Origin of the sequence: Bradyrhizobium manausense, from assembly GCF_018129685.1 — a bacterium.
Classification (GTDB): domain Bacteria; phylum Pseudomonadota; class Alphaproteobacteria; order Rhizobiales; family Xanthobacteraceae; genus Bradyrhizobium; species Bradyrhizobium manausense_D.
Genome location: NZ_JAFCLG010000010.1, coordinates 34517 through 60077 on the forward strand (window position 1 = coordinate 34517; position 25561 = coordinate 60077).

The 25561-nt window shown below is 63.9% G+C and carries 25 protein-coding genes; 19 read left to right on the forward strand and 6 right to left on the reverse strand.

Annotated elements, in window-relative coordinates:
* Positions 1-10 precede the first annotated feature (10 nt).
* From JQ621_RS22635 to JQ621_RS22650, 4 genes are all read left to right on the forward strand, one after another.
* On the forward strand, positions 11-1603 hold the full coding sequence (locus JQ621_RS22635) for a GMC family oxidoreductase (protein WP_212236894.1): 1593 nt from the start codon (positions 11-13) through the stop codon (positions 1601-1603).
* Between the two features lie 386 nt (positions 1604-1989).
* On the forward strand, positions 1990-2502 hold the full coding sequence (locus JQ621_RS22640; protein WP_212236895.1) for a CvpA family protein: 513 nt from the start codon (positions 1990-1992) through the stop codon (positions 2500-2502).
* Positions 2503-2711: 209 nt separating this feature from the next.
* On the forward strand, positions 2712-3494 hold the full coding sequence (locus tag JQ621_RS22645; RefSeq protein WP_212236896.1) for an SDR family oxidoreductase: 783 nt from the start codon (positions 2712-2714) through the stop codon (positions 3492-3494).
* A gap of 191 nt (positions 3495-3685) precedes the next feature.
* Positions 3686-4675 carry an NADPH:quinone reductase gene (locus JQ621_RS22650; protein WP_212236897.1) on the forward strand — a complete coding sequence of 330 codons (990 nt, stop codon included), beginning with the start codon at positions 3686-3688 and terminating at the stop codon, positions 4673-4675.
* 3 nt (positions 4676-4678) lie between these two features.
* Here JQ621_RS22650 and JQ621_RS22655 read toward each other — a convergent pair whose 3' ends face one another.
* The gene (locus JQ621_RS22655; RefSeq protein ID WP_212236898.1) at positions 4679-5110 is read right to left on the reverse strand and encodes a DUF3775 domain-containing protein; all 432 of its coding nucleotides are present in this window, start codon (positions 5108-5110) and stop codon (positions 4679-4681) included.
* A gap of 132 nt (positions 5111-5242) precedes the next feature.
* On the opposite strand from JQ621_RS22655, the gene JQ621_RS22660 reads away from it, so the two are divergent.
* The 7 genes from JQ621_RS22660 to JQ621_RS22690 all read left to right on the forward strand — a co-directional run bounded on the left by JQ621_RS22660 (position 5243) and on the right by JQ621_RS22690 (position 11774).
* Positions 5243-6094, forward strand: coding sequence for an MBL fold metallo-hydrolase (locus JQ621_RS22660; RefSeq protein ID WP_212236899.1), 852 nt, complete (start codon positions 5243-5245; stop codon positions 6092-6094).
* Positions 6095-6317: 223 nt separating this feature from the next.
* A complete protein-coding gene (locus JQ621_RS22665) occupies positions 6318-7160 on the forward strand; it encodes a fumarylacetoacetate hydrolase family protein (protein WP_212236900.1) in 843 nt (280 codons plus the stop codon).
* A gap of 156 nt (positions 7161-7316) precedes the next feature.
* Positions 7317-7928 (forward strand): glutathione S-transferase family protein, encoded by a 612-nt coding sequence (locus JQ621_RS22670; RefSeq protein WP_212236901.1) that lies wholly within the window; start codon positions 7317-7319, stop codon positions 7926-7928.
* A gap of 24 nt (positions 7929-7952) precedes the next feature.
* Entirely contained in the window at positions 7953-9143 is a 1191-nt protein-coding gene (locus JQ621_RS22675) for a serine hydrolase domain-containing protein (protein ID WP_212236902.1), read from the forward strand.
* Positions 9144-9160: 17 nt separating this feature from the next.
* Positions 9161-10030: an MBL fold metallo-hydrolase gene (locus JQ621_RS22680; RefSeq protein ID WP_212236903.1), complete on the forward strand. Its 870-nt coding sequence runs from the start codon at positions 9161-9163 to the stop codon at positions 10028-10030.
* 108 nt (positions 10031-10138) lie between these two features.
* Entirely contained in the window at positions 10139-11293 is a 1155-nt protein-coding gene (locus tag JQ621_RS22685; protein WP_212236904.1) for an alpha/beta hydrolase, read from the forward strand.
* A 109-nt stretch (positions 11294-11402) separates the two neighbouring features.
* Positions 11403-11774 (forward strand): hypothetical protein, encoded by a 372-nt coding sequence (locus tag JQ621_RS22690; protein ID WP_212236905.1) that lies wholly within the window; start codon positions 11403-11405, stop codon positions 11772-11774.
* Between the two features lie 157 nt (positions 11775-11931).
* Here the strand turns inward: JQ621_RS22690 and JQ621_RS22695 are convergent, their stop codons facing one another.
* Positions 11932-12654 carry a hypothetical protein gene (locus JQ621_RS22695; RefSeq protein WP_212236906.1) on the reverse strand — a complete coding sequence of 241 codons (723 nt, stop codon included), beginning with the start codon at positions 12652-12654 and terminating at the stop codon, positions 11932-11934.
* A gap of 173 nt (positions 12655-12827) precedes the next feature.
* Between JQ621_RS22695 and mbfA the strand changes: the two genes are divergently transcribed.
* The 4 genes from mbfA (at position 12828) to JQ621_RS22715 (ending at position 16789) form a co-directional block, all read left to right on the forward strand.
* Positions 12828-13799 carry an iron exporter MbfA gene (gene mbfA, locus JQ621_RS22700; protein ID WP_212236907.1) on the forward strand — a complete coding sequence of 324 codons (972 nt, stop codon included), beginning with the start codon at positions 12828-12830 and terminating at the stop codon, positions 13797-13799.
* A gap of 9 nt (positions 13800-13808) precedes the next feature.
* Positions 13809-14666 (forward strand): hypothetical protein, encoded by an 858-nt coding sequence (locus tag JQ621_RS22705; protein WP_249125486.1) that lies wholly within the window; start codon positions 13809-13811, stop codon positions 14664-14666.
* A gap of 30 nt (positions 14667-14696) precedes the next feature.
* Positions 14697-15227: a cytochrome b gene (locus JQ621_RS22710; protein WP_212236908.1), complete on the forward strand. Its 531-nt coding sequence runs from the start codon at positions 14697-14699 to the stop codon at positions 15225-15227.
* 89 nt (positions 15228-15316) lie between these two features.
* Entirely contained in the window at positions 15317-16789 is a 1473-nt protein-coding gene (locus JQ621_RS22715) for an amidase (protein ID WP_212236909.1), read from the forward strand.
* A gap of 159 nt (positions 16790-16948) precedes the next feature.
* On the opposite strand, the gene JQ621_RS22720 is transcribed toward JQ621_RS22715, so the two are convergent.
* Both JQ621_RS22720 and JQ621_RS22725 read right to left on the reverse strand, forming a co-directional pair.
* Positions 16949-18037, reverse strand: coding sequence for a Zn-dependent alcohol dehydrogenase (locus tag JQ621_RS22720; protein WP_212236910.1), 1089 nt, complete (start codon positions 18035-18037; stop codon positions 16949-16951).
* A 187-nt stretch (positions 18038-18224) separates the two neighbouring features.
* On the reverse strand, positions 18225-20009 hold the full coding sequence (locus tag JQ621_RS22725) for an acyl-CoA dehydrogenase family protein (protein WP_212236911.1): 1785 nt from the start codon (positions 20007-20009) through the stop codon (positions 18225-18227).
* Positions 20010-20243: 234 nt separating this feature from the next.
* Between JQ621_RS22725 and JQ621_RS22730 the strand changes: the two genes are divergently transcribed.
* Positions 20244-20945, forward strand: coding sequence for an SDR family NAD(P)-dependent oxidoreductase (locus JQ621_RS22730; RefSeq protein ID WP_212236912.1), 702 nt, complete (start codon positions 20244-20246; stop codon positions 20943-20945).
* 117 nt (positions 20946-21062) lie between these two features.
* Complete coding sequence (locus JQ621_RS22735) at positions 21063-21893, forward strand: enoyl-CoA hydratase (protein ID WP_212236913.1); 831 nt, start codon at positions 21063-21065, stop codon at positions 21891-21893.
* A 230-nt stretch (positions 21894-22123) separates the two neighbouring features.
* Here the strand turns inward: JQ621_RS22735 and JQ621_RS22740 are convergent, their stop codons facing one another.
* Together JQ621_RS22740 and JQ621_RS22745 are read right to left on the reverse strand one after the other, a co-directional pair.
* A complete protein-coding gene (locus JQ621_RS22740; protein WP_212236914.1) occupies positions 22124-22747 on the reverse strand; it encodes a GNAT family N-acetyltransferase in 624 nt (207 codons plus the stop codon).
* A 67-nt stretch (positions 22748-22814) separates the two neighbouring features.
* Complete coding sequence (locus tag JQ621_RS22745; RefSeq protein ID WP_212236915.1) at positions 22815-23018, reverse strand: DUF1127 domain-containing protein; 204 nt, start codon at positions 23016-23018, stop codon at positions 22815-22817.
* Between the two features lie 110 nt (positions 23019-23128).
* On the opposite strand from JQ621_RS22745, the gene JQ621_RS22750 reads away from it, so the two are divergent.
* Positions 23129-24022, forward strand: coding sequence for a transcriptional regulator GcvA (locus JQ621_RS22750; RefSeq protein ID WP_212236916.1), 894 nt, complete (start codon positions 23129-23131; stop codon positions 24020-24022).
* A 144-nt stretch (positions 24023-24166) separates the two neighbouring features.
* Complete coding sequence (gene tcuC, locus JQ621_RS22755) at positions 24167-25525, forward strand: MFS transporter (protein WP_212236917.1); 1359 nt, start codon at positions 24167-24169, stop codon at positions 25523-25525.
* Positions 25526-25561 lie beyond the last annotated feature (36 nt).

A 25561-nucleotide genomic window follows, 5' to 3' on the forward strand; every position in this document is an offset into this window, starting at 1 on the left:
GGAAACATCAGTGACTGATACATTCGATTTCATCGTCGTAGGCGCGGGCTCTGGCGGCTGCGCGGTGGCCGGACGGCTGTCGGAAGACGCGGCGACCTCGGTGGCGCTGCTCGACGCCGGCGGCAAGAACGACAGCTGGCGCATCACCACGCCGTTCGGGCTCGCTCTGCCATATCAGGCCGCCAACTGGGCCTTCGACACGGTGCCGCAGAAGGGATTGAACGGCCGGATCGGCTATCAACCGCGCGGCAAGGGCCTCGGCGGCTCCTCGGCGATCAACGCCATGGTCTATATCCGCGGCCACAAATCGGATTACGACCACTGGGCCTCGCTCGGCAATGCCGGCTGGTCGTATGCGGACGTGCTGCCCTATTTCAAGCGGTCCGAGAACAACAGCGATTTCGACGGCGAATATCACGGCAAGGGCGGCCCGCTGCACGTCAACAAGCTGCGCTCGGACAATCCGATCCATGACATCTTCCACCAGGCCGCGCGCGAGGCGCAATTCCGCATCCGCGACGACTTCAATGAAGCGGACCACGAAGGCCTCGGCAGCTACCAGGTGACGCAGCACAAGGGCGAGCGCTGGAGTGCGGCGCGCGCCTATGTGAATCCCTACCTGGACAAGCGCACCAATCTGCGCGTCGAGACCGGGGCGCACGCCACGAAAATCCTGTTCAAAGGCGGGCGCGCGGTCGGTATCGAATATGTGCAGGGCAAGCAGACAAAGCAGCTGCGCGTGCGCCGCGAGGTGATCCTTGCCGGCGGCGCGTTCCAGTCGCCGCAGCTCTTGATGCTGTCGGGCGTCGGCGATGGCGATGCGCTTGGCAAGCACGGTATCGGCGTCACTCATCATCTGCCTGGCGTCGGGCGCAATCTGCAGGACCATCCCGATTTCGTGTTCGTCTACGCCTCCGATTATCCGCACTTCGTGCACGCTTCGCTTGGCCGACTGCCATCCCTGCTCCGCGCCATTCAGCGCTACCGCAAGGAGCGGCGCGGCCTGATGACCACGAATTTCGCCGAGTGCGGCGGCTTCCTGAAGACCCGCCCGGATCTCGACGTGCCCGACATTCAGCTCCACTTCGTCATCGCGATGCTCGACGACCACGGCCGCAAGAAGCACAAGGAGGCCGGCTTTTCATGCCATGTCTGCCTGCTGAGGCCGAAGAGCCGCGGCAGCGTCTGGCTGAAGAGCGCGGACCCGCTCGCCGCTCCCATGATCGACCCGAACTTCCTTGGGGAGGACGAGGATCTGGAGTCGATGGTCGCGGGCTTCAAGACCACGCGACGGCTGATGGAGACGCCAGCGCTGCGCGCCTTGCAGAAGAAGGACATGTTCACGTCCGATGTGAGAACGGACGACGACATCCGCAACATCCTGCGCAACCGCGTCGACACCGTCTATCACCCCATCGGCACCTGCAAGATGGGCACCGATGCGATGGCCGTGGTCGATCCCAAGCTGAAGGTGCATGGCGTGGAAGGCTTGCGCGTCGTCGACGCCTCGATCATGCCGACGCTGATCGGCGGCAACACCAACGCGCCCACGATCATGATCGGGGAGAAGGCGGCGGATATGATCAGGGCAGAGATGCGGTAGTGTAAAGCTGTCGCCTCATTCTCCGCCGTCATCCCGGACAAGCGCAGCTTTGGCAACGCGTAGCGTTGTCCAGGGCGGAGCGCGATTCGGGATCCATAGCCACGGGAAGAAGTGTGGCCCGAGACGGTCACTCCGAGTCTTCGCCAAACCACACGATGTGATTATGGATCCCGGATCTGCGCGCGCTTCGGGCGCGCTTGTCCGGGATGACGGAGGCGTTCCACTGGACGCCATAACTAACCCCCGCGAAGACGTTTCTTTACTGACGTCGAATAGTCATGGATGAGTGAAATTCTGGGCTGTGGACCCAGATACAGACGATTTTAGCGATCTGAAACCGAACGACCGGTTCGCCGTTCATTCGTTGGATTGGCAGGGCCTCACACATGAACAGTTTCGATCTCGCCGTCTATGCCGCGCTCGCCATCGCGATCGGCTTCGGTTTCAGGACCGGCCTGCTCGGCAGCGCCATGACCATTCTGGCCTATCTCCTCGCCGCTCCCATCGCTGTGGCGCTGATGCCGCTGATCGTGCCGCAGGTGGCCGGCAATCCGAACGCACCGCAGTTTCAAAACTGGATATGGTTCTTCGGCATCTTCATCGTCGTCGGCATGCTGTTCGGATATCTCGGCCGCATGGCGCTGAGCGACACGATCCGCGAGGCCGGGATCGGCGACCGCCTCGGCGGTGCCGCGCTCGGCGCCATCAGGGTCGGGCTCGTCGCGACCACGCTGGTGCTGGTGTTCGACCAGATCGTGCCGGCCAACCGCCAGCCGCCCTTCCTCGCCGGCTCGCATCTGCGGCCGCTGTTCTCGATGGTCGGGCAGATGGGCTTCAAATCGCTGCCGCCTGAGGCCGCCGAGGCGATCGACCGCCTCAAGCAGGAGCGGCACATCTGAAGCGCGATGGGATCGCGCTGTTTTCTATTGTTTGGGCATGATCTTTTCGGAGAACCGCAGCACACTTTTCCGGATCATGCCCCCACATTTGCATCGCCGCGCGGGCGCGCCATGCATTTTGACGCGGGTCCCTCCCTTATCAGGACCGCCGGGTTTGGCTAGAGTGCGCCCCGTTCAAAAACCTGCCTGCCATTTTCGGGAGTGAAACTGTGGATCTTGGGATCAAAGGTCGCCGCGCCATCGTCTGCGCATCCAGCAAGGGCCTGGGGCGCGCTTGCGCCTTCTCGCTGGCCGAAGCCGGCGTCGACGTCACGCTGACCGCGCGCGGCGCCGAGGCGCTGAAGAAGACGGCCGACGACATCCGCAAGGCCTATCCTTCCGTGAAGGTCACCGAGATCGTCGGCGACATCACCACGCCCGCCGGGCGCGAGGCCGTGCTGAAGGCCTGCCCCGAGCCTGATATCCTGATCAACAATGCCGGCGGTCCGCCCCCCGGTGATTTCCGCAACTGGACGCGCGACGACTGGATCAAGGCGATCGACGCCAACATGCTCACCCCGATCGAGCTGATCAAGTCGACCGTCGACGGCATGATGGCGCGCAAGTTCGGCCGCATCGTCAACATCACCTCGGCCGCGGTGAAGGCGCCGATCGACATTCTCGGCCTCTCAAACGGCGCGCGTGCCGGCCTCACCGGCTTCATCGCCGGCCTGTCGCGCAAGACCGTGATCAACAACGTCACCATCAACGGCCTGCTGCCCGGCCCGTTCGAGACCGACCGCCTGACCGGCACCGCGAAGGCGGAAGCCGACAAGCGCGGCACGACGCCGGAAGCGATCCTGGCCGAGCGCGCCAAGCTCAATCCCGCCGGCCGCTTCGGCCAGCCCGACGAGTTCGGCTATGCCTGCGCCTTCCTGTGCGGTGCCAAGGCCGGCTTCATCACCGGCCAGAACATCCTGCTCGACGGCGGTGCGTTCCCGGGAACGCTGTGAAAGCTGATCATTCTTCGACCTCTCCCCAGCGGGGAGAGGTCGATTTGCGCCAGCAAATCGGGTGAGGGGGTGCTGCCCCAATTGATACCGTAACCCCTCACCCGGCGCCACGCGCCGACCTCTCCCAAGGGAGAGGTGATCACCGATGCCGCACCTACCTGCCAACAACCTCAACTCGGAGAGTAGGCCAGATGAAAGCGGTCTGGTACGAACAAACGGGACCGGCTGTCGAGGTTCTCACCTTTGGCGAGATGGCGACGCCGGTCGCGGGCCCGGGCGAAGTTCGCATCCGGCTGGAGGCCTCCGGCGTCAACCCGGCCGATGTCGGCCGGCGCGGCGGCAGCTATCGCGCGATGGACTATCCGCGCGTCATTCCGAACAGCGACGGCGCAGGAATTGTCGACCAAGTCGGCGACGGCGTGGCGCGGTTCAAGGCCGGCGACCGCGTCTGGCTGTTCAACGGCCAGCGCAACGGCCGCGCCTTCGGCACGGCTGCCGAATATATCGCGCTCGCCGAACGGCTGGTGACGCCGCTGCCGGCCAACCTCTCTTTCGCGGAAGGCGCAACGCTCGGCATCCCCGCAATGACGGCGTGGTGCTCGCTGTTTGCGGACGGGCCTGTCGTGGGCAAGACCGTGCTCGTCACCGGCGGCGCCGGTGCAGTCGGTCATTACGCCGTGCAGCTCGCCAAATGGGGCGGCGCGCAGGTGATCGCCACGGTCAGTTCGGCGATGAAGGGCGAACAGGCACGGCGCGCGGGCGCCGATCTCGTGGTCAATTACAGGGATGAAGACGTCGTCGCCAAGGCGATGGCTTTCACCGGCGGGCGCGGTGTCGACCGCGTGGTCGATGTCGATTTCGGCGGCAATATCGCGACCACGCTGAAGCTGATGGCGATGAATTCGACCATCGCGGTTTACGCCACCAACGGCAACCGCACGCCGACGCTACCAATGCGTGAGCTGATGGAGAAGTGCATCGCGGTTCGTGCGCTGGTGCTGTTCGCGCTGCCGCCTGCGCTGCTTGCGGCGGCGCAGGCCGATATTTCGAAATGGCTCGCGGCGGGAGAACGCCTTCACAACGTCGCGGCACAGTTCGCGTTGTCCGAGACAGCGCAGGCGCATCTCGCCGTCGAGAAAGGCGACAAGCTCGGCACCGTGATCGTCGACTGCGCGCGGTAAAAATTAGGGGACGGGCGTCGTCCGCTCGTCGTTCCAGTCGATGCCGAGCTCGTCCATGCCGTCGGCCAGGAGATCGCCCAGCATCGGCTCGCCCAGCAGATATTGCACGGTCTCGCGCCTGGGCGCCTTGTATTCGGCACGCGCCTCGACGGCGCGCTCGCGCAGATCGTCCCACTCGTCCGCATCGCCATCCCCGCGTCCGAGCCACATCAGCGTGACCAGATCGAGCTGCTCGTCCTCGTTCAGCGCGCCAATGAAGCCCGCGAGCTCGGCTGCGACCGGATCGGACGTCGTGTCCTCGAGCACGTCGATCTCGTCGTCATCGGACGGATTGGAGCCGGAATCCGGATCGGAGGCAGCCTCCTTGACGTCGAATTCGCGCGCCTTTTCGATGATGAAGGCGACCTTGTCGGCGGAAATCGCAAGCTCTGGCATGGCTCCCCCTGCTCGTCGTGGCTGGTTCCAAATCTTTCCAATAACGCAACATCACGACAGATGATCCATTGCGCTTCGCGGCGGAAAATGCGCATCTTTCGCCGCCAAGCAAAGAAAATGGGGGCACGCCCGATGCATTGGAAGGTCGGCAAGGTCAAGATCACCAAGGTCGTGGAAATGGAGACGGTCGGCTCGACCCGCTTCATCCTACCGTTGGCAAGCAACGACGAAATCCAGAAGCTGCCCTGGCTGATCCCGCATTTCGCCACCGAGGAAGGCCGGCTGAAAATGTCGATCCATTCGCTGGTGCTGGAGACGCCGTCGCGCCGGATCGTGGTCGACACCGGGCTCGGCAACGACAAGCAGGGCCGCAACGTCCCGACCTGGAATAACCGCAACACGCCATTCCTGGAGATGATGGCCGCCGCCGGCTTTCCCCCTGAGAGCATCGACACCGTGCTGTGCACGCATCTTCACGTCGACCATGTCGGCTGGAATACGAAGCTTGTCGGCGGCAAATGGGTGCCGGCCTTCCCTAGGGCACGTTACGTGTTCGGCCGCGCCGAATACGAGCATTGGCGCGACCATTCGTCGGAGCCGGACATGCAGGCCGTGTTTAACGATTCCGTGAAACCGATCGTCGATGCCGACCGCGCCGATCTGATCCCGAGCGACCACCGGCTCTCGGACGAGATCAGCATGATCCCGACGCCAGGCCACAGCCCCGGGCATGTGAGCATTTTGATCCAGTCCGATGGCGAGCAGGGGCTTTTGACCGGCGACGTCGCCCACCATCCCTGCCAGATGGCGCATCTTGCCTGGTCCTCCACCGCGGATTCCGACCAGGCGCAGTCCGCCGTCACGCGGGCAGCGCTGTTCGGCCGGTTTGCCGATACGCCGACACTGGTGATCGGCGGGCATTTCTCGGCCGGGCATATCCGCCGCGAGGGCGATGCGTTCCGGTTTGTGGCGCTGCCATCGTAGCTCCGTAGGGGGTTAGCTCTGCGGATTGCGCGAAGCGCAAACCGCGGGGCGTAACCCACCTCTTCCGGCTCCGCGGAGACAAACAGGGGTGGGTTACGCCTTCGGCTAACCCACCCTACAAAAGAAGGGCTGCAATGCGCTTCATTCTGAGCGGTTGAATTTCCCACCGCCCTGTTCCATGAAGCTGTTTAACCGATCAGTCCATCCCAAGGGAGAAGCGAGAATGAAGCTAGTTCGTTACGGCGAAAAGGGTGCGGAAAAGCCCGGCCTGATCGACAAATCCGGCCAGTTGCGCGACCTGTCAGCGCATGTGAAGGACCTCACCGGCGAGGCCTATTCGCCTGAAAGCCTGAACAAGCTGGCGGCGCTTGATCCCGCCTCGCTGCCCGCCGTGTCCGGCAAGCCGCGCTTCGGCGCGCCCGTCACCGGCATCTCGAAATTCGTCGCAATCGGCCTCAACTACAGCGACCACGCCAAGGAGACCGGCGCCGCCATTCCGACCGAGCCGATCATCTTCATGAAGGCCAACACCTCGCTGTGCGGCCCGAACGACAATGTCGAGAAGCCACGCGGCTCGACCAAGCTCGACTGGGAGGTCGAGATCGCCGCGATCATCGGCACCCGCGCAAAATACATCTCGGAGGCCGATGCGCTGAACCATGTCGCCGGCTACTGCGTCTGCAACGACGTCTCCGAGCGCAACTTCCAGACCGAGCGCCTGGGTCAGTGGACCAAGGGCAAGTCGCACGACACGTTCGGCCCGGTCGGCCCCTGGCTCGCCACCAAGGACGAGATCAAGGACGTGCAGAACCTGTCGATGTGGCTCGACGTCAACGGTCAACGCCGCCAGACCGGCTCGACCAAGACCATGATCTTCTCGATGGCCAAGTGCATCTCCTATGTCTCGCAGTTCATGACGCTGCTGCCGGGCGACATCATCACGACAGGCACCCCGCCCGGCGTCGGCCTCGGCATGAAGCCGCCGACCTTCCTCAATGTCGGCGACGTCGTGACGCTCGGCATCGAAGGGCTCGGCGAGCAGCGGCAGGAGATCGTCGCGGCGTAAGCTGCGACGCTCTCACCCACCCGTCATGCCCGGGCTTGTCCCGGGCATCCACGTCTCACAGTCTAACCACGCGGAAGCGCGTGGATGGCCGGGACAAGCCCGGCCATGACGGAGGAGACACTGTCCGCATTAGACTGACCGCAGGAAATCGTTGCCATGAAACTTTCCTTCTCCCAGGCCTCGCCCTTCGCCCGCAAGGTGCGCATCGCCGCGATCGAACTCGGGCTGATCGACAAGATCGAATTCACACCGGCGACCGTCGCGCCGGGCACGGTCAACGAGGATTACTCGAAGATCACGCCGCTGAAGAAGCTGCCGGTGCTGATCACCGATGACGGCGACGTCATCCTGGATTCCTACGTCATCGTCGAATATCTCAACGAGATGGCGGCCGGCAGCCTGATCCCGGACTATGGTCCGCGGCGCTGGAAGGCCAAGACCAATCACTCGCTCATCAACGGCATGCTCGATTCCATGCTGCTGTGCCGCTACGAGAAGATGGTGCGGCCGCAGGGCCTGCAGTGGCAGGCGTGGTCGGACGATCACTGGAACCGGGCCTGGACCGGCATGGCGCGCTTCGAGAACATGCCTGAGGTGCTGAACGGCCCTTTCGACATCTCTCAGATCGGCCTTGTTTGCGTGCTCGGCTATGCCGACTTCCGCTTCGCCGATTGCGGCTGGCGCAAGGCCTATCCGAAACTCGACGCGTTCTACCAGAAGATGCTGGAGCGGCCGTCCGTGAAGATCTCGGTGCCGCCGGCGGCGTAAGGCGGGACGGCGGGGAGAGGGACGATGAACGACCGTTTCTCCCGGCTCACGGTTCTCGGCGCGGGCCTCGTGCTCGCGCTTTCCCTTTCAGCCACTCATGTACGGGCCGAGGGCGTGCCGCCTGGACAGACCAATCAGGCCTGCGGATCGCCATCATCCATCGACGATGGCTGGGAGATCGCCTCGCCCGACAGCGTCGGCATGGATGGTGCGAAGCTTTGCGCCATCGCCGCGCGGCTCGCGCAGCGGGCAACGTCGATTCATTCGGTCGTCGTCATCAGGCATGGCAAGCTCGTCTTCGAGCGATATTTTCCCGGCTACGACGACCCCTGGGGACAACCCGACGGCCAATACGACTTCACCGCGACGACCAGGCACGACATGCGCTCGGTGTCCAAGAGCGTGACCTCGCTGCTGACAGGAATTGCCGTCGACCGCAAGCTCATCGCGGGCGTCGATGAGCCCGTTCTGAAGTTTTTCTCGGGCTACGCCGCCGAGAAGCAACCGGGATGGGAAGCCATCACGCTGCGCCATCTGCTGACGATGTCGTCAGGCATGAAATGGGACGAGGCGCGGGCCTGGACCGATCCTGAGAACGACGAGCCGCATCTCGTCACCGAGCCCGACCCGCTCGGCTATGTGTTGTCGCGACCGATCGCGGCACCGCCGGATACGCTGTGGACCTACAATGGCGGCGGCACGGAGTTGCTCGGCAACATCATCGAGCAAGTCTCGAAGAAATCGCTGGAGACGTTCGCGCGCGAGGCGCTGTTCCAGCCGCTCGGCATCACCGATGTCGAATGGAAGAACTACAAAAACGGCAAGATCGCAGCCGCCTCGGGCCTGCGTTTGCGGCCACGCGACGCGGCCAAGATCGGCCAGCTCGTGCTCAATCGCGGCCAGTGGAACGGCCGGCAAATCGTCTCGGCCGATTGGATCGCACAATCGATCACGCCGCGCTTCCAGGCCATCGGCTTGTTCGGCAGCTCGCAGTTCTATGGCTATCAATGGTGGATGGGCCGCTCGCTGGCCGGTGACGAGGAGATCAAATGGGTTGCCGCCTTCGGCTGGGGCGGCCAGCGCATCTTCATCGTGCCCGAGCGCGATCTCGTCATGATGACCACCGCCGCGCAGTACGGCCAGCCCAAGGAAGGCGTCGCCGCAATCGACATCCTCTCCAATATCGTCATTCCATCCGTGCGCGACGCGCACTGATCGCAAAGGAAGCGAGCATGAGCCTGAAATACTCGGTCGGCGATCTCACCATCCATCGCGTCATCGAGCAGGAAACCTCGTTCGTCCCGGCGCTCGACATGCTGCCGGGGTTGACAGCCGAAGTGCTGGCGGAAAACCGCGACTGGATGCGGCAGGCCAGGGCGCTGGACGATCAGGACGTGTTGATGCTGGCCTTCCAGTCCTATGTGGTGAAGACGCCGCACCATACCATCCTGATCGACAGCTGCATCGGCAACGACAAGCCGCGTCCCAATCGGCCGAAATGGAACATGAAGACCGACGACACCTATCTGCGCGCGCTCAATCAGGCCGGCGTCTCGGTTGACGACATCGACTTCGTGATGTGCACGCATCTGCATGTCGATCACGTCGGCTGGAACACGCGGCTGGAGAATGGCCGCTGGGTCCCGACCTTCCCCAGGGCACGCTATGTCTTCGCCAAACAGGAGTACGACCACTGGGTCGCGGAAAATGCCAAGACGGAAATTCCGCCTTTCGTCGACAGCGTGCTGCCGGTGGTCGAGGCGAAACGCCATGAACTCGTCAGCAACGATCACCAGATCGGCGATCACGTCCGCATCGTCCCGACGCCGGGCCATACCCCGGGCCATATCGCCATCGCAATGGGGCGCGGCAAGGATGACGCCGTGTTCTCCGGCGACCTCATGCACTCGCCGCTGCAGACGCTCTATCCGGAGCTCTCGATCAAGTTCGATGTCGATCCGGCGAAGGCGGCCACCACGCGCAGGAATTTCCTGGAGCGCTATTGCGACACCGACACGCTGTGCTGCACCGCGCATTTCCCCTCGCCGTCGGTGGGGAAGATCAAGCGCAAGGGCAACGCGTTCGTGTGCGTCGCGGAGTAGGACATCCGTCATGCCCGGGCTTGTCCCGGGCATCCACGTTCTTACAATCAATGGCAACAAAAAGACGTGGATGGCCGGGACAAGCCCGGCCATGACGAGGAAGCATCCATGACTGCACTCCCCGACATCCCGCTCCCCGCCGGTATCCGCTCGCGCTATGTCGACGGCATCAATGGCCTCCGCATGCACGTGCTCGAAGCCGGCTTCGAGACCAGGGGGCGTCCGTGCATCCTGCTGCTGCACGGCTTTCCCGAGCTCGCCTTCTCCTGGCGCAAGGTGATGCCGGCGCTCGCGGCTGCCGGCTATCACGTGCTCGCGCCCGACCAGCGCGGCTATGGCCGCACCACCGGGTGGACTGCGGATTATGACGGCGATCTCACGCCGTTTTCACTGCTCAACCTGGTGCGCGATGCGCTCGGCCTGGTGTCGGCGTTCGGCTACAAGCAGGTCGATCTCGCCGGACATGATTTCGGCAGCCCGGTCGCGGCCTGGTGCGCGCTGATCCGTCCCGATGTGTTTCGCTCGGTGGCATTGATGAGCGCGCCGTTCGGCGGGGCGCCGCCGCTGCCCTTTGGCACAGCCGATGCGCCTGTAAAGCCTGTGGCCGACGACCCTGTCCATCGTGAGCTCGCCGCGCTGCCGCGTCCGCGGATCCACTATCAATGGTACTATGCGACACGCCCAGCCAATGCGGACATGCTGCACGCACCGCAAGGCGTGCACGATTTCCTGCGCGCTTATTATCACCACAAGAGTGCAGACTGGATCGACAACAAGCCGTATCCGCTCAAATCGTGGTCGGCGAACGAGCTCGCAAAGCTGCCGACCTATTACGTGATGGACCTCGGCGAGACGATGGCCGAGACGGTTGCGAAGGAGATGCCCTCGGCCGCTGCGATCGCGGCGAACCACTGGCTGCCGGACAGCGAGCTCGCCTTTTACAGCGCCGAATACAGCCGCACCGGTTTCCAGGGCGGCTTGCAATGGTACCGCTACGGAACGACGGGCATGCTGAACCGCGAGATGCAGCTGTTTGCAGGGCGCAGCATCGACGTGCCCTCCTGCTTCATCTCGGGCAAGCAGGATTGGGGCACTTATCAGCGCCCTGGCACGTTCGAGGCGATGCAAGGGCAAGGCTGCACGAAGATGCTCGGCTGCTATCTCGTCGACGGCGCCGGACACTGGGTCCAGCAGGAGCAACCCGCCGAGGTCAGCCGGCTGCTGCTCGACTTCCTCCGTCGCAGCAGCACGTCGGGAAGCTGAAACAGTCACCTTCCCGTCAAAGAGCATTAATCCGCGGTTCAGGGAACTTTCGGCAAAGTCCGATGTTGCGGAATACCGGAGTCGCGTCCGGCGACCAAGGAGAACGACGATGGAAAAGAAGATCGCTGGATTGCTGGGAGCGGTTGCCGCGCTCGGTACATTCGGTTCCGCCCAAGCAACGCCGGCGCCTGACGACGTGCTCAAAGCGAGTTCATATGCCGAGCTGCTCGAGCCGATCCCGAACGCCGGCGCCCTGCTGCAGGCTATCGATGAATCGGCGCCGCCGAAGGCCGATTCCGACGTTCAGCTCGCCCAGTTCTACCACCATCATCACCACCATCATCATCATCATCACCACGCCTTCTATCCCCGCTATCGCTATTACGATGCACCGGTCGTGGTCGTTCCGCGGTACCGGCGGTATCACCACCATCACCACCACCACCATCATCACCACAGCTTCTATCGTCGCGACTACTAAGTCGCGCAGTCACGACGAGACGGAACAGGACCTTCGGGTCCTGTTTGCGTTTGGTCGGCGGCACAGGCCAGGAAAAACAGGACATCATTCAGCCGTCCCGCCAGCCGCACGGCTGGCGCGAAAAGCTTTGGGCCGCGGGCCAGAAAGAGCGATCCGCCTATTCGTTTCGCGCCTTGTCTTTCGCTGCGCGGTGCAGATGCCGGTAGGTGCCGTCGAACACGGTGTCGGTCGAGGATGTCCACTCGGTGCCGGCAGCGAGCTTCTGCCGGCTATTGTAAATTCGCCGGGCCTGCAGCTCCCGCTCGGCCGCTTCCTCTTCGCCCATCGGCTCGAGTTCGAAAACGGCTTCCTCGGGAATCACGATGATTTGCGCGAACGGCTCGTTCGGCCGGAAGATGTGAGTACGCCCCTCGGCCGGCGCCTTGAAGACGCAAAAGAACATCATCGGCCACCAATTGCGGATCAGCGCAGGCACGGCAACCGGCACCGTATCCGTTCGATCCGTGTAGAAGCGCGGATGCGGCTCGGTGCGGACAGCCATGCCTTTCGCGACCTTGAGGTCGAGCAGGATCTGATAGGTGTAGAAGTTGTCGCCGAACCGCCGAAATGGCGGCCATTCCGCACCGCCTGGCGGCGGCTCACCCCAATCGGCCTCGAGGACCAGACGGCCGTCCCTGGTCGTGACATGAAGCTCGAAATCATAGGGGTAAAACAGCTCGATGCCGTACTGGGCGCCTTCCGAAAACGGCACGCAATGCCAGACCTGCTCTTGCGAACCGTCCGCTCGCGGCTCGCGCTTGCCGGCCCAGCCGGGAATTTCAAGCTTGGTGCGCCGAGGCGCCAGCCGCGGATCGTTCAGCCGGTATTTGACCTTGTCCATTGCTCACCCATCACTCACTGATGCGAACCCGAAGCAACACGGCACACGCGGGCTCGGATCCGTCTTCGCACAACGATCCGGAAAAGGGATCGACCTTTCCCGTGAATTGACCCTGAACGATTTACTGCCTATATCGTTTTAGAACCATTCTAAATTGATAAGCAGGGCCATCCGTGAAGAACTTTGCCGATTTGACCGAGCGCGAGGTGCTTGCGGTCGCGATTTCCTCGGAAGAGGAGGACAGCCGCATCTACATGACCTTCGCCGAGGACCTCAAGGAGCGCTATCCGGATTCGGCCAAGATCTTCGAGCAGATGGCCGAGGAGGAGCGCAGCCATCGCCACATGCTGCTGGAGATGTACGAGCAGCGCTTCGGCCAGCACTTGCCGCCGATCCGCCGCGAGGACGTCAAGGGGTTCCTGAAGCGCCGCCCGGTCTGGCTCACCAAGAACCTGCCGCTCGACACCATCCGCAGGGAGGTCGAGACCATGGAAATGCAGGCCGAGCGCTTTTACGTGAAGGCCGCCGAACACGCCCAGGACGTCGGTGTGCGCCGCCTGCTCGGCGACCTCGCCGAGGCCGAGAAGAACCATGAAGAGACCGCAGCAAAGCTGACCGACCGCATCCTGAGCTCCGACGTGCGCGCGGAAGAAGACCGAACCAACCGCCGCATGTTCGTACTGCAATATGTCCAGCCGGGGCTTGCCGGGTTGATGGACGGCTCGGTCTCGACGCTGGCGCCGCTGTTCGCAGCGGCCTTCGCCACGCACCAGAACTGGCAGACATTCCTGGTCGGCCTTGCCGCCTCGATCGGCGCCGGCATCAGCATGGGCTTTGCGGAAGCGCTGTCGGACGACGGCTCGCTCACAGGGCGCGGCTCGCCATGGCTCCGCGGCCTCACCTGCGGCGCGATGACGACGCTCGGCGGGCTCGGCCACACCATGCCCTATCTCGTGCCCGACAGCTGGGCCAACGCATTCTGGATCGCGACCGCCATCGCCGGCATCGTCGTGTTCTTCGAGCTCTGGGCGATCGCCTTCATCCGTGCGCGCTACATGGATACGCCGTTCCTGCAGGCCGTGTTCCAGATCGTGCTCGGCGGCGCGATCGTGCTGGCGGTCGGCATTCTGATCGGGGCGGCATAGGCGGCCATGATGAAGGGGAATCGTTCATTCACCGTGGTCACGAGCCTCGCCGGCGCACTGGTGCTGCTTGCGTCGAACGCCTACGCCACCGACGAAATCCAGGTCTACAACGCCGGCATCGCCGAGATCGGCCAGTTTACCATCCAGCAACACCTCAACTATGTCGCGCTCGGGCAGAAGGATCCGCCGTTCCCCGGCGGATTTCCGTCCAACCACAGCCTCAACGGCACGCCCGAATTCGCCTACGGCATGACCGACTGGTGGGAGCTGGGGCTCTATCTTCCGTTCGCCGTGCAGGACCGGCAATTTCTGTCCGACGCCTTCAAGTTGCGCACTCTGTTCGTGTCGCCGCATGCCGAGCAGCGCAATTTCTTCTATGGCGTGAATTTCGAGCTGAGCTACGAGATGCCGAAATTCGCGCAGACACGATGGGGATTGGAGATCCGCCCGATCATCGGCGTGCGCAACGCGCAATATGAATTCATCGTCAACCCCATCGTCGATATCGGCTTCGGCAGCAAGGGCGAAGCCGATTTCGCGCCCGCCGCACGCCTGGCCCGCAACTTCGGCAACGACGTGTTCGCCGGCTTCGAATATTACGCCGATTTCGGCGAGATCGGGAACTTCAGCAAGCTCGCCGACCAGCAGCACACGCTGTTTGCCGTCACCGATTTCAAGGCCGGCGTGTTCGACGTGAACTTCGGCGTCGGCTACGGATTGACGCCGGCCTCCGACCGCTTCGTGGTCAAGACCATCATCGGCTACGCCTTTCCCGTTCCGGGTCAGAAAGCGGACGGCAACACGCGCACGAGCAGCGGCCCTGTCAACCCGTTCATCCATGCAGCAGCGCGCGGCTTTCAACCCTGATCGACGCGGGCGCTCAACGCCGGGATTCTCATGACCATTCGCCTTCAATACGGCACACCCGCCAAGGTCTTCCACTGGCTCATCGTCGCACTGCTTGCCGTGCAATACCCGATCGGCTGGCTGATGCCGGACCTTCACCGCAACATGGCGCCGGGCGCCGCGATGACGTTTCACATCTCGTTCGGGATCACCATCCTCGTGCTCACCGCGCTGCGTCTGGTCTGGCGGCTGACCCATCCCACCGCTCCGGAGAGCTCACTCCCGGCCTGGCAGCGCCTGAGCTCCGAAGCGGTCCACTGGCTGCTGTATGTGCTGGTGCTCGGGACCACCATCTCGGGCTGGCTGTTCGCATCCTACCGCGGATGGTCGGTTTCGTACTTCTACCTCTTGCACCTGCCGATGCTCGGGTCCGACAACGAGGCCGCCGGCCGGGCCATCGACGGCCTTCACCAGGCGATGGAATGGGCGCTGCTCGTCACCATCCTCATTCACATCGCGGCTGCGCTTGCGCATATCTTCGTCTATCGCGACCGCGTGATGCAACGAATGTTACCGGGGTAACCTTCCCCCGGATCAACCGCGATCAAACGGCGGTTGCGGCATCGACTAAAACTGCGCATCATCGCTCGAGAGAAGCGCAGGAGCATGTCGTGGCTAAATCGGAATGGAGTTACAAGAGCGCCGTCGAGCTGTCGGCCGCATTGACGGCGAAAAAGGTTTCCGCCGTCGAGCTGACGCAGGATGCGATCGACCGCATCGAACGTCACGACGGCAAGGTCAACGCGATCTGCGTCCGGGATTTCGATCGCGCGCTGAGCGCGGCGCGCGAAGCCGATGCGGCACTGGCCCGCGGCGAACGCAAGCCGCTGCTCGGCCTGCCGATGACAGTGAAGGAGTCCTACAACATCGCCGGTCTGCCCACGACCTGGGGCAATCCTGCGCATAAGGACTTCATCGCCAAGGAAGATGCGCTGCCGGTCACGCGGGTGAAGGACGCCGGCACCGTCATTGTCGGCAAGACCAATGTGCCGCTCGCGCTCGCCGACTGGCAGAGCTACAACGACATCTACGGCACCACCAACAATCCCTACGACCTCGGCCGCACGCCTGGTGGCTCCTCCGGCGGATCGTCGGCGGCGCTCGCCGCGGGATATGGCCCGCTCTCGATCGGCTCGGACATCGGCGGCTCACTGCGCGTGCCGGCATTCCATTGCGGCGTCTATGCGCACAAGCCGACCTTCAACCTCGTCGCCACGCGCGGGCATGTCGCGCCGCCGGCGCCTCCCTTGCCGTTCGAGCGCGATCTCTCGGTGATCGGTCCGATGGCGCGCAGCGCGGCCGACCTTTCGCTTTTGCTCGACGTCATGGCCGGACCCGATCCGATCGAGGCGGGTATCGCCTACAAGCTCGAGCTCCCTGCCGCACGCCACACCGCGTTCAGAGATTTTCGCGTGCTGGTAATCGACACCGATCCGGTGCTGCCGACCGACACGGCCGTGCGCGGCAGCATCAACACGCTCGCCGACAACCTCGCCAAATCAGGCGTCAAGATCGAACGAAGCAGCCCGCTGCTGCCTGACTTCGCGGCCTCGTCGCGGCTCTATATGCGCATGCTGATCTCGTTCCTGGCCGCGAGCTTTGCGCCTGACGTTTACAACGGCGCCAAGGCGGCCGCGGCGGCGCTTCCCGAGAGCGACAACAGCCTTGCCGCCGAGCGGCTGCGTGGCGTCGCGCTCAGTCATCGTGACTGGGTGGTCGCCAACGCAGGACGCACGCGGCTGCGAGCGCAATGGCGCGAACTGTTCAAGACGTTCGACGCGGTGATCTGCCCGATCATGCCGACCCCGGCCTTTCCGCACGACCATCTTGAAGACCAGGAGCAGCGCCGCATCACAATCGACGGCAAGGAGCACGTCTATACCGACCAGCTCGCCTGGCCCGGCATTGCCACGCTCCCCGGCCTGCCAGCGACCGCGATTCCAACCGGCTTCGCGCCGGACGGCCTGCCCGTCGGCGTCCAGATCGTCGGCCCTTGGCTCGAGGACCGCACGCCGCTCAAGCTTGCCGAGCTGATCGAGCGCGAGTTCGGCGGCTTCGTGCCGCCGAAGATGTTTGACGATTAGTCTAGTGTCGGCGAAGGCGAAAACGGTGCGCCCCATATTCCGCTGTCATGCCCCGGCTTGACCGGGGCATCCAGTACTCCGCAGCGATTGTTGGCTATACCATTTCCGCCTCGGCGTACTGGATCGCCCGGTCAAGCCGGGCGATGACGGCTGTGTTGCTCAGCTATCGAACACGATCACGCTGCGCAGCGTCTTGCCGGCCTTCATATTGGCAAAGCCCTCGTTGATCTCGCTGAGCTTCAGCTTGGCCGAGATCCAGTCTTCCAGGTGCAGCCGGCCGCGCAGATAGAAATCGACCAGCCGCGGCATGTCGACGCGGAAATGGTTGGAGCCCATCGAGGAGCCCTGGATGCGGCGCTCGCGCAAAAAGTCAAACCCGTGCAGCTCGATCTTCTGGCCGAACGGGATCATGCCGACGATGGTGGCGGTGCCGCCCGAGGCAAGCATGGCGAACGCCTGCTCCGCGGTCTCCTTGCGGCCGAGCACCTCGAAGGAATGATGCACGCCCCCATTGGTGAGGTCGCGCACCTGCTTCACGACGTCGCCATCGGCAGGATTGATGATGTCGGTGGCGCCGAGCTTGGTCGCGAGCTGGAGCTTTGCGGGATTGGTGTCGATGGCGATGATGCGGCCGGCGCCGGCGATCTGCGCGCCGTTGATCGCGGCCATGCCGACGCCGCCGCAGCCGATCACGGCCACGGTCTCGCCCGCCGTCACCTTTGCGGTGTTCACGACCGCACCGTAGCCAGTGATGACGCCGCAACCGATCAGCGCGGCGAGATCGAGCGGCATCTCCTCGCGGATTTTGACGATCGCGTTCTCGTGCACCAGCATCTGCTCGGCAAAGGACGAGAGATTGAGGAACTGGTGCAGTTTCTCGGGCTTCGACCACTGCATGCGGTTGGAGACGCCCGGCAGCAGCTTCACCGTGGTGTCGGTGCAGAGCACGGTGCGGCCGGTGGTGCAATTGTCGCAGGTGCCGCAGAATACGGAGAGGCACGTCACGACGTGGTCGCCCGGCTTCACATAGGTGACGTCGGAGCCGACCTGCTCGACAATGCCGGCGGACTCGTGGCCGAGCACCGCGGGCAGCGGATGCGGGTAAAGACCTTCCATGAAGTGCAGGTCTGAGTGACAGAGACCGGCGACGGCGGTGCGGATCAGCACCTCGCGCGGACCGGGCTTCGGCAGGCTGACATCCTCGATGACCAGCGGCTTGTTGACTTCATAAAGGACGGCGGCCTTCATGGGATGTTTCCTCGTTTGTTGTTTGTTTCGTCGGCTGTCGGCTCTGCACCTCTCCCCATGGGAGAGGTCGGAAGCGCATCGAAGATGCGATGCCGGGTGAGGGGTTCAAGTCTCGCGACGGAGCGTAACCCCTCACCCGGATCGCTGTCGCGATCCGACCTCTCCCTATGGGAGAGGTGAAAAGAGCCTACGCCGCCAGGACCAGTTCGCCAACCTCGCTCATGGGGGCCACGCGATCACCTAGCAGCAGCGCCGCGATCTTCGCTTGCGTGGCATTTTCCGTCAGCCGGAACGGGTCGCTTGGTACCACCCGATGGTCGATCACGAGGCGCGACATCAGGAGCCGACGCGCATCGCCGCGCATCGCGTGGATGCGATGGGCTTCCCAGGCGAGCGCGACGGCGCTCGCGACATGATAGAGCAGGCTGGTGGCGCGGCGCGCATCGGCCTCGTTCTCGGACCTGCCCGCGACCTCGCGCGCAAAACCGACCGCACGGTCGACGAAGCCGCGCAGATTGTCGCGCCAGGCTTGCGGCACCGAGGCGCTGTCGTCCAGCCGGGCGTGCAGATCGGCTGCGAGCGCGGATTCAGCGCCGTGGCGCCCGACCGCGCGCCTGAGCGCATCGATGGCGACGATGTTGCCGGTGCCTTCCCAGACCGAGCCGAGATGGGCATCGCGCAGCAGCCGCGGGGTGGCGAATTCCTCGATATAGCCGATGCCGCCGCGCATCTCGAGCGCGTCGCCGCAGACTTTTCGTGCATCGCGGGTGGCGCGGAATTTCAGCGTCGGCGCCAGGATGCGCAGCAGCGCGGCCGCATCCTGGCTGCCGGCCTCGGCGCGGTCGAGCGCATCGGCGGTGAGCAAGCTCACCGACAGCGCCTGCTCGACCGGCAGCATGATCTTCAGCATCTGGCGACGACCCAGCGGCAGGTCGATGATGCGGTTGCCGAATACGACGCGGTTCTTCGCCACCGTCATCGCGTCATGATAGGCGCGGCGCATCAGCGCGGTGGATTTCACGCCGTTGGAGAGCCGCGACGAGTTCACCATCTCGGCCATCTGCACAAAGCCGCGATCGAGCTTGCCGACGGCGTAGGCGATCGCGCCTTCGAGCTTGATCTCGCCCGAGGCCATCGAGCGGGTGCCGAGCTTGTCCTTCAGGCGCACGATCCGGTAGTGGTTCTGCGAGCCGTCGTCGAGGAAGCGTGGCATCAGGAACAGGCCGACGCCGCGCGTGCCGGGACCGGCGCCTTCGGGTCGCGCCAGCAGCATCACGACCTTGGCGTCCGCATTCGAACAGAACCACTTTTCGCCGGTGAGGCGCCAATGGTCGCCCTCCTGCACCGCGCGCGTGGTCAGCGCGCCGACGTCGGAGCCGCCTTCCTTCTCGGTCATGAACTGGCCGCCCTGAGTGAGCTTGCTCATGTCGGTCGAGGTCAGGCCGTCGAGATACCTAGCCTTCAGCGCATCGCTGCCGAAATTCGCCAGCAGCTTTGCGCAGCCGTCGGTCACGTTGATCGGGCAGCCCATGCCGAATTCGGCCTGGTTGAACAGAAACGTGAACGCGTGCTTGGCCACCACGGGGTATTTGTCCGGCCAGCCCATGATGCCCTTGCGGATCGAGAGCGCGTGGATACCGAATTCGCCGAAGGCGGCGTTCTCGAGCTCGCGATAGGCCGGGTGATATTCGATCCACTGAATGTCGCGGCCGAACTTGTCGCGCTGGTGCAGCACCGGCGTGTGCCGGTCGGCGAGACGCGCGCATTCGTCGAGACGGCCGCCGGCGAGTTCACCGAGGCGGTCGAGATGCGGCTCGATGTGGCGGAACAGCGTATCGGGCAGATGGATGCGCAGGAGGTCCGTCAGCGCCTGATCGGCGCGGTAGAAGTTCATGCCCGTGGTATCGGGCGCCAGCAGGCCGGAGGCTGCGGCCGCGACATCTTTTGGCTGCGCTGTGACCGGCTTGTGCATGATCGTCCTCTTCCTTCCCGCCCGGCGGCAATTCTTATCGCTTGCTGCTCGAGATGATGTCGATCATGCTCCCATCGCGAGAAGCGATAAAGCCGCAAATTGTCAGGGAGGCATGATCGCCGTGAAGGATCAATTCGCTCTGCGGAATTGTGATCGGCTCGGCTGGCCGTCCGCATTGCGGATACATAGATCAGTGGCGTCCTGCCCCCGCAAGATCACGCCAGAGACCACATCATGGAAAATCCGAACTACAAGATCGCCCTCATCGTCGGCGCCGGCGAAGGCCTGAGCGCCTCACTGGCACGGCTGCTGTCCGCGCAGGGCATCCGCGTCGCGCTGGCCGCGCGCAAGATCGAGAAATTGGGCGCGCTTTGCTCCGAGACCGGCGCCAAGGCCTATGCTTGCAACGCCACCGAGCCCGAGGAGGTCGAACGCCTGTTTGGCCTCGTCGAGCGCGAGATCGGCACGCCCGACCTCGTGGTCTACAACGCCAGCGGCCGCGCGCGCGGACCGTTTGTGGACCTGGTGCCCGCCGATGTCGCGAACGCGATCGCGGTCAGCGCCTATGGCGGCTTCCTGGTGGCGCAGCAGGCCGCAAAACGCATGGTACCGAACCAGCATGGTGCGATCCTGTTCACCGGCGCTTCGGCCAGCGTCAAAGGCTATGCGCAATCCGCCCCGTTCGCGATGGGCAAGTTCGCACTGCGCGGCCTCGCACAGAGCATGGCGCGCGAATTGTCGCCGCAGGGTATTCATGTGGCGCATTTCGTCATCGACGGCGGCATCCGCAGCGCCGCGCGGAGCGAGCCCGCCGACAAGCCGGATTCGATGCTCGATCCCGATGCGATCGCACAGAGCTATTGGAATGTGCTGCAGCAGCCGCGCAACGCCTGGAGCTGGGAGCTGGAGCTGCGGCCCTGGGTCGAGAAGTTTTGAGGCGACAAGTTCACAACATTCGTCGTTGCGAGGAGCGAAGCGACGAAGCAATCCAGACTGTCTCCGCGACAAGATTCTGGATTGCTTCGCTCGCAATGACGGAAGAGAGGGAGCCAAATGACCACCGAAGCCAGCATCGACACCGGCACCAATGAACTCCTCTGCGTCGTCCGCGACCGCGTCGCGGTGATCACGCTGAACCGGCCTGAGGCGCGCAATTCGCTGTCGGACAATCTGACGCCGGCGCTGCGGACGATGATCCGGACATGCGGCGAGAGCCCAGATGTCGGCGCACTCCTGATCACCGGTGCGGGCGAAGCGTTCTGCGCCGGCGGCAACGTCAAGGGCATGGGCGCACATCGCGATCCCAAGAAGCTGGACATGTCGCTGGACGACCGCATCGCCGATCTCCAGGAGCGCCAGCGGCTGCTCACCGGCGCGCTGGTGTCGGTGCGCAAGCCGACCATCGCAGCCCTGCCCGGCCCCGCCGTCGGCGCTGGACTAGCGATCGCCATGGCCTGCGACATCCGCATCGCCGCGCAATCGGCTTTCGTCGCCACCGGCTACGCCCGCATTGCACTCTCCGGCGACTACGGCATCGCCTGGCTGCTGACGCGCCTTGTCGGCACCGCGCGAGCCCGTGAGCTGCTGTTCACCGGCGACCGCGTCGATGCCACGCGTGCCGAGACAATCGGCCTCGTCAACCGCGTCGTCCCCGACGACAAGTTACAGACCGAGGCCTTCGCACTGGCAAAGTCGCTCGCCGAAGGCCCGCGCCTGGCGCTGCGCTACATGAAGGACAATCTCGATGAGGCCCTGCTGTTCGATTTCGAGACCGCGCGCGACCACGAAGCCGAACGGCTGATCCGCCTGACCACGACCGCCGATCACAAGGAAGCGGTGCAGGCCTTTATCGAGAAGCGGAAGGCGGTATTCACCGGGAAGTAGCGGATTGGAAAATCGTCGACCGTCACCCTGAGGCGGCCGCTTCTTCAGCGGCCCTCGAAGGGCGACGGCCCGGCTATGGCTGCGGAAAGCAAGACACGGCCAGCGCGGCCGTTCATCCTTCGAGGCTCCGCCCACGATGCTTCGCATCGCTGGCCTCGCACCTCAGGATGACGGGATATGAAAGAAAAAATGCCCGGCTCTGAATCATCAGGGCCGGGCTTGGAGTGGTGTCAGGCCGAGGCTGAGGGGCTATCGGCCTGACGGGAAAGCGCGGCGAGGCGCCAGCTGGCACAGGGAATGTCCTTGGGCGCGACGTGGATTTCCTTGTCGAAGCGGACCAGCTTCCAGTCGTCGGGATGATTGACGAAGGCGAAGCCCGATTTTCGCGCGAGGGAGATCATGGCCTGGTTGGAACGCAGCGTGTCGCCGAAGATATGTTCGGCACCGAGCGAAGCTGCGCGGCACTCGAGATTCTCGATCAGCGCGGTCGCAATACCGTGACCTTGCCAGCGATCGTCGACCGACAGGCCGAACTCGAACGTCGAAGTCTCGGCATGGAAGGCATAGCGTGCCTCGGCCACGATGGTCTCGAAACCATCGACGATCATGGTGGCGACCACGCTGAAACGCTCGCGTTCGCCGACCTGAAGGAATTCGTTCAGGAGCCCCTTCGGCAGTTCGCTGAGCGCGCCGAAGAAACGGTTGTAGCGGGAGCGGGTCGAGAGCGAGCGGAAATAGTGCTGAAGCTCCTCGGTGTCGCGCGGCTCGACGAAGCGCACGCTGAGCGCCTCGCCCTGGCGGGTACGCAGCGTATCCGAATATTGCTTCAGGTCTTCCAGGCGATAGGTGCCCATGACACGTGACCTCGAAAGAGGGACCGCCGGCGCCCCTGTGATCAGGCGGCGCCGGCCTGGCGGCCTATCAGGCCCGCCAGAAGGGTTTCTCGGCTTCAGCTGCGATATCGCTCCAGGACAGGCCGACGTCATGGAGATCACGGGCGGTCCAGTGGGTGAGCTCATTCCGGGTCCGGTAGCGCTCGTGCCAGATGTGGAGGGTCTCGCCGATCTGGGCGATCAGGCCGGTTGCATGATGATTTGTCATCGAATGATCGGTGCAAGTGGACATTTTCAGCTCCTTGAGCTAACTTGAGCGCTAATATCTGCCTGCGCGCGCGATCCGACAAACGAGAATTTGTACCTCTTCGCATGAAATAAGATCATGCATCCTGCTGCCAAATGACTGCCAGATTGCCTTCCCTGAACGGATTGCGGGCTTTTGAGGCCGCCGCGCGCCATCTCAGCTTCACGCTGGCGGCTTCCGAGCTGAACGTGACGCAGACCGCGATCAGCCATCAGATCCGCCGGCTCGAGGAGGAGCTCGGCATCCGCCTGTTCATCCGGCAGAACCGCGCGCTGGCGCTGACGCCGGAGGCGCGCGATTACCTCCCCGGTGTTCGCGCCGCCTTCAACGACCTCCGTCTTGCGACCGACCGGCTGCTCCGCACGGATGACGACAAGGTGCTGACGGTCTCGACGATCGCTTCGCTTGCGGCGAAATGGCTGCTGCCGCGTCTGACCGACTTCCAGGAAACCCATCCCGGTATCGACGTCCGCATCACCACGTCGACCAGCCTCGTCGACTTCCAGCGCGACAAGGTCGATGCCGCGATTCGCTACGGCAGGGGCCAGTGGCCGGGCGTGCGCGCCGACTGGCTGATGGCCGACGAGTTGTTTCCCGTGTGCAGTCCATCTCTTCTTCGCGGCGACAAGCCCCTCCGCACGCCGGAGGACCTGAAGGATCATGTTCTACTGCATACCAACAATAGCGACGACTGGCGCCTCTGGCTGACGGCGGCGGCCCTGCCCGCCGGCCTCTCACGGCAGCCCGGCATGACCTTCGACATGAGCTTCATGACGGTGCAGGCCGCGATCGACGGCATGGGTGTGGCGATGGGACGGACCTCCTACGTGCAGGACGACATCGCCAAGGGCCGGCTCGTGGTTCCCTTCAAGATCGCGCTGCCGGCCGATGCCGGCTTCTACCTGGTTTCGCCGGAGGGCCGTCGCGAGGCGCCGAAGCTCACAGCCTTCCGCCAGTGGATGATCGCGGCAGCGCAGAATAAAGCCTGAAAAACCATCGGCTTCCGCAGTGAAATGGGTTGACTCAAAAGGCTTCGCGCGGGAGGGGTTGGTCAGATTGTCGCAGCAACAATCTGTCGCCTCACCGTGAAAATGAGTTCCGGTCCGGCCACGTCTTGAAGGGGAGTAACGTCAATGGCTGGGTCAGCAACATCAACAAATCCGCCCGAGATCGAGTCGCGCATCGGCGCGATCCTGCGTGCAACCAGCGGCAATTTCCTCGAGCAGTTCGACTTCTTCCTGTTCGGGTTTTATGCCGCCGCGATCGGCAAGGCGTTCTTCCCCTCGACCAACGAAACCGCATCGCTGCTCAACACCTTCGGTGTGTTCTGGCTTGGCGCCTTGATGCGTCCCGTCGGCGCCATCGTGCTCGGCTCCTACATCGATCGCATCGGCCGCCGCCAGGGCCTGATCGTGACGCTCGGCATCATGGCGATCGGCACCGTCGTGATCGCGTTCTGTCCGAGCTACGCCACGATCGGCATCGCAGCCCCCATCATCGTCCTGATCGGACGCCTCCTGCAGGGCTTCTCCGCCGGCGTCGAGCTTGGCGGCGTGTCGGTCTATCTCGCGGAGATCTCGACGCCCGGCAATCGCGGCTTCTACACCTCGTTCCAGTCGTCGAGCCAACAGGTCGCGATTTTCGTCGCCTCGATCCTTGGCTACATCCTGTCCGAACTGATGCCAGCCGACACGGTCGCCTCCTGGGGCTGGCGCATTCCCTTCTTCGTCGGCTGCCTGATCATCCCGCTGATCTTCTTCTTGCGGCGCACGCTCGAAGAGACACCGGCCTTCCTTGCGATGAAGAAGCATCCGACCGCCAGCGAAGTGTTCGCCTCCGCGCTCGCCAACTGGCGCATCGTCATCCTCGGCATGATGATCGCGATCCTGACCACGACCACGTTCTACTTCGTCACCGTCTACACGCCGACCTTCGGCAAGACCGTGCTGAAACTGTCGACGCAGGAAGCGCTGCTGGTGACGCTGCTCGTCGCCGTCACCAACTTCATCTGGAACCCGGTCGGCGGCGCGCTGTCCGACCGCGTCGGCCGCAAGCCGGTGCTGATCGCGATCGCCACGCTGGCGCTGCTCACAGCCTATCCGGCGCTGTCCTGGCTGGTGGCGGCGCCGACCTTCGGCAAGCTGCTGGCAGTCGAGATGATGTTCTCGTTCTATTTCGGCATGTACAGCGGAACCATGCTCGGCGCCCTCGTCGAGATCGTCCCGGCGCATGTGCGCACCACCTGCTTCTCGCTGGCGTTTGCGCTCGCAGCCGCGCTGTTCGGCACCTTCACGCCGTTCGCCTCGACCCTGCTGATCGACTACACCGGCAACAAGGCCGCGCCTGGTCTTTGGCTGATGTTCGCGGCCGTTCTGGGCATCATCGCTGCGCTCGTCGTCTATCGCGGCGGCGGCAGGACTGTGACGACGTATGATACGGCGGCGGAGCCGGCGACGGGGCATGAGGACGGTGTCATTCCGGGGCGCGCGTAGCGCGAGCCCGGAATCCATTTCTCCCAGCATTCCCGT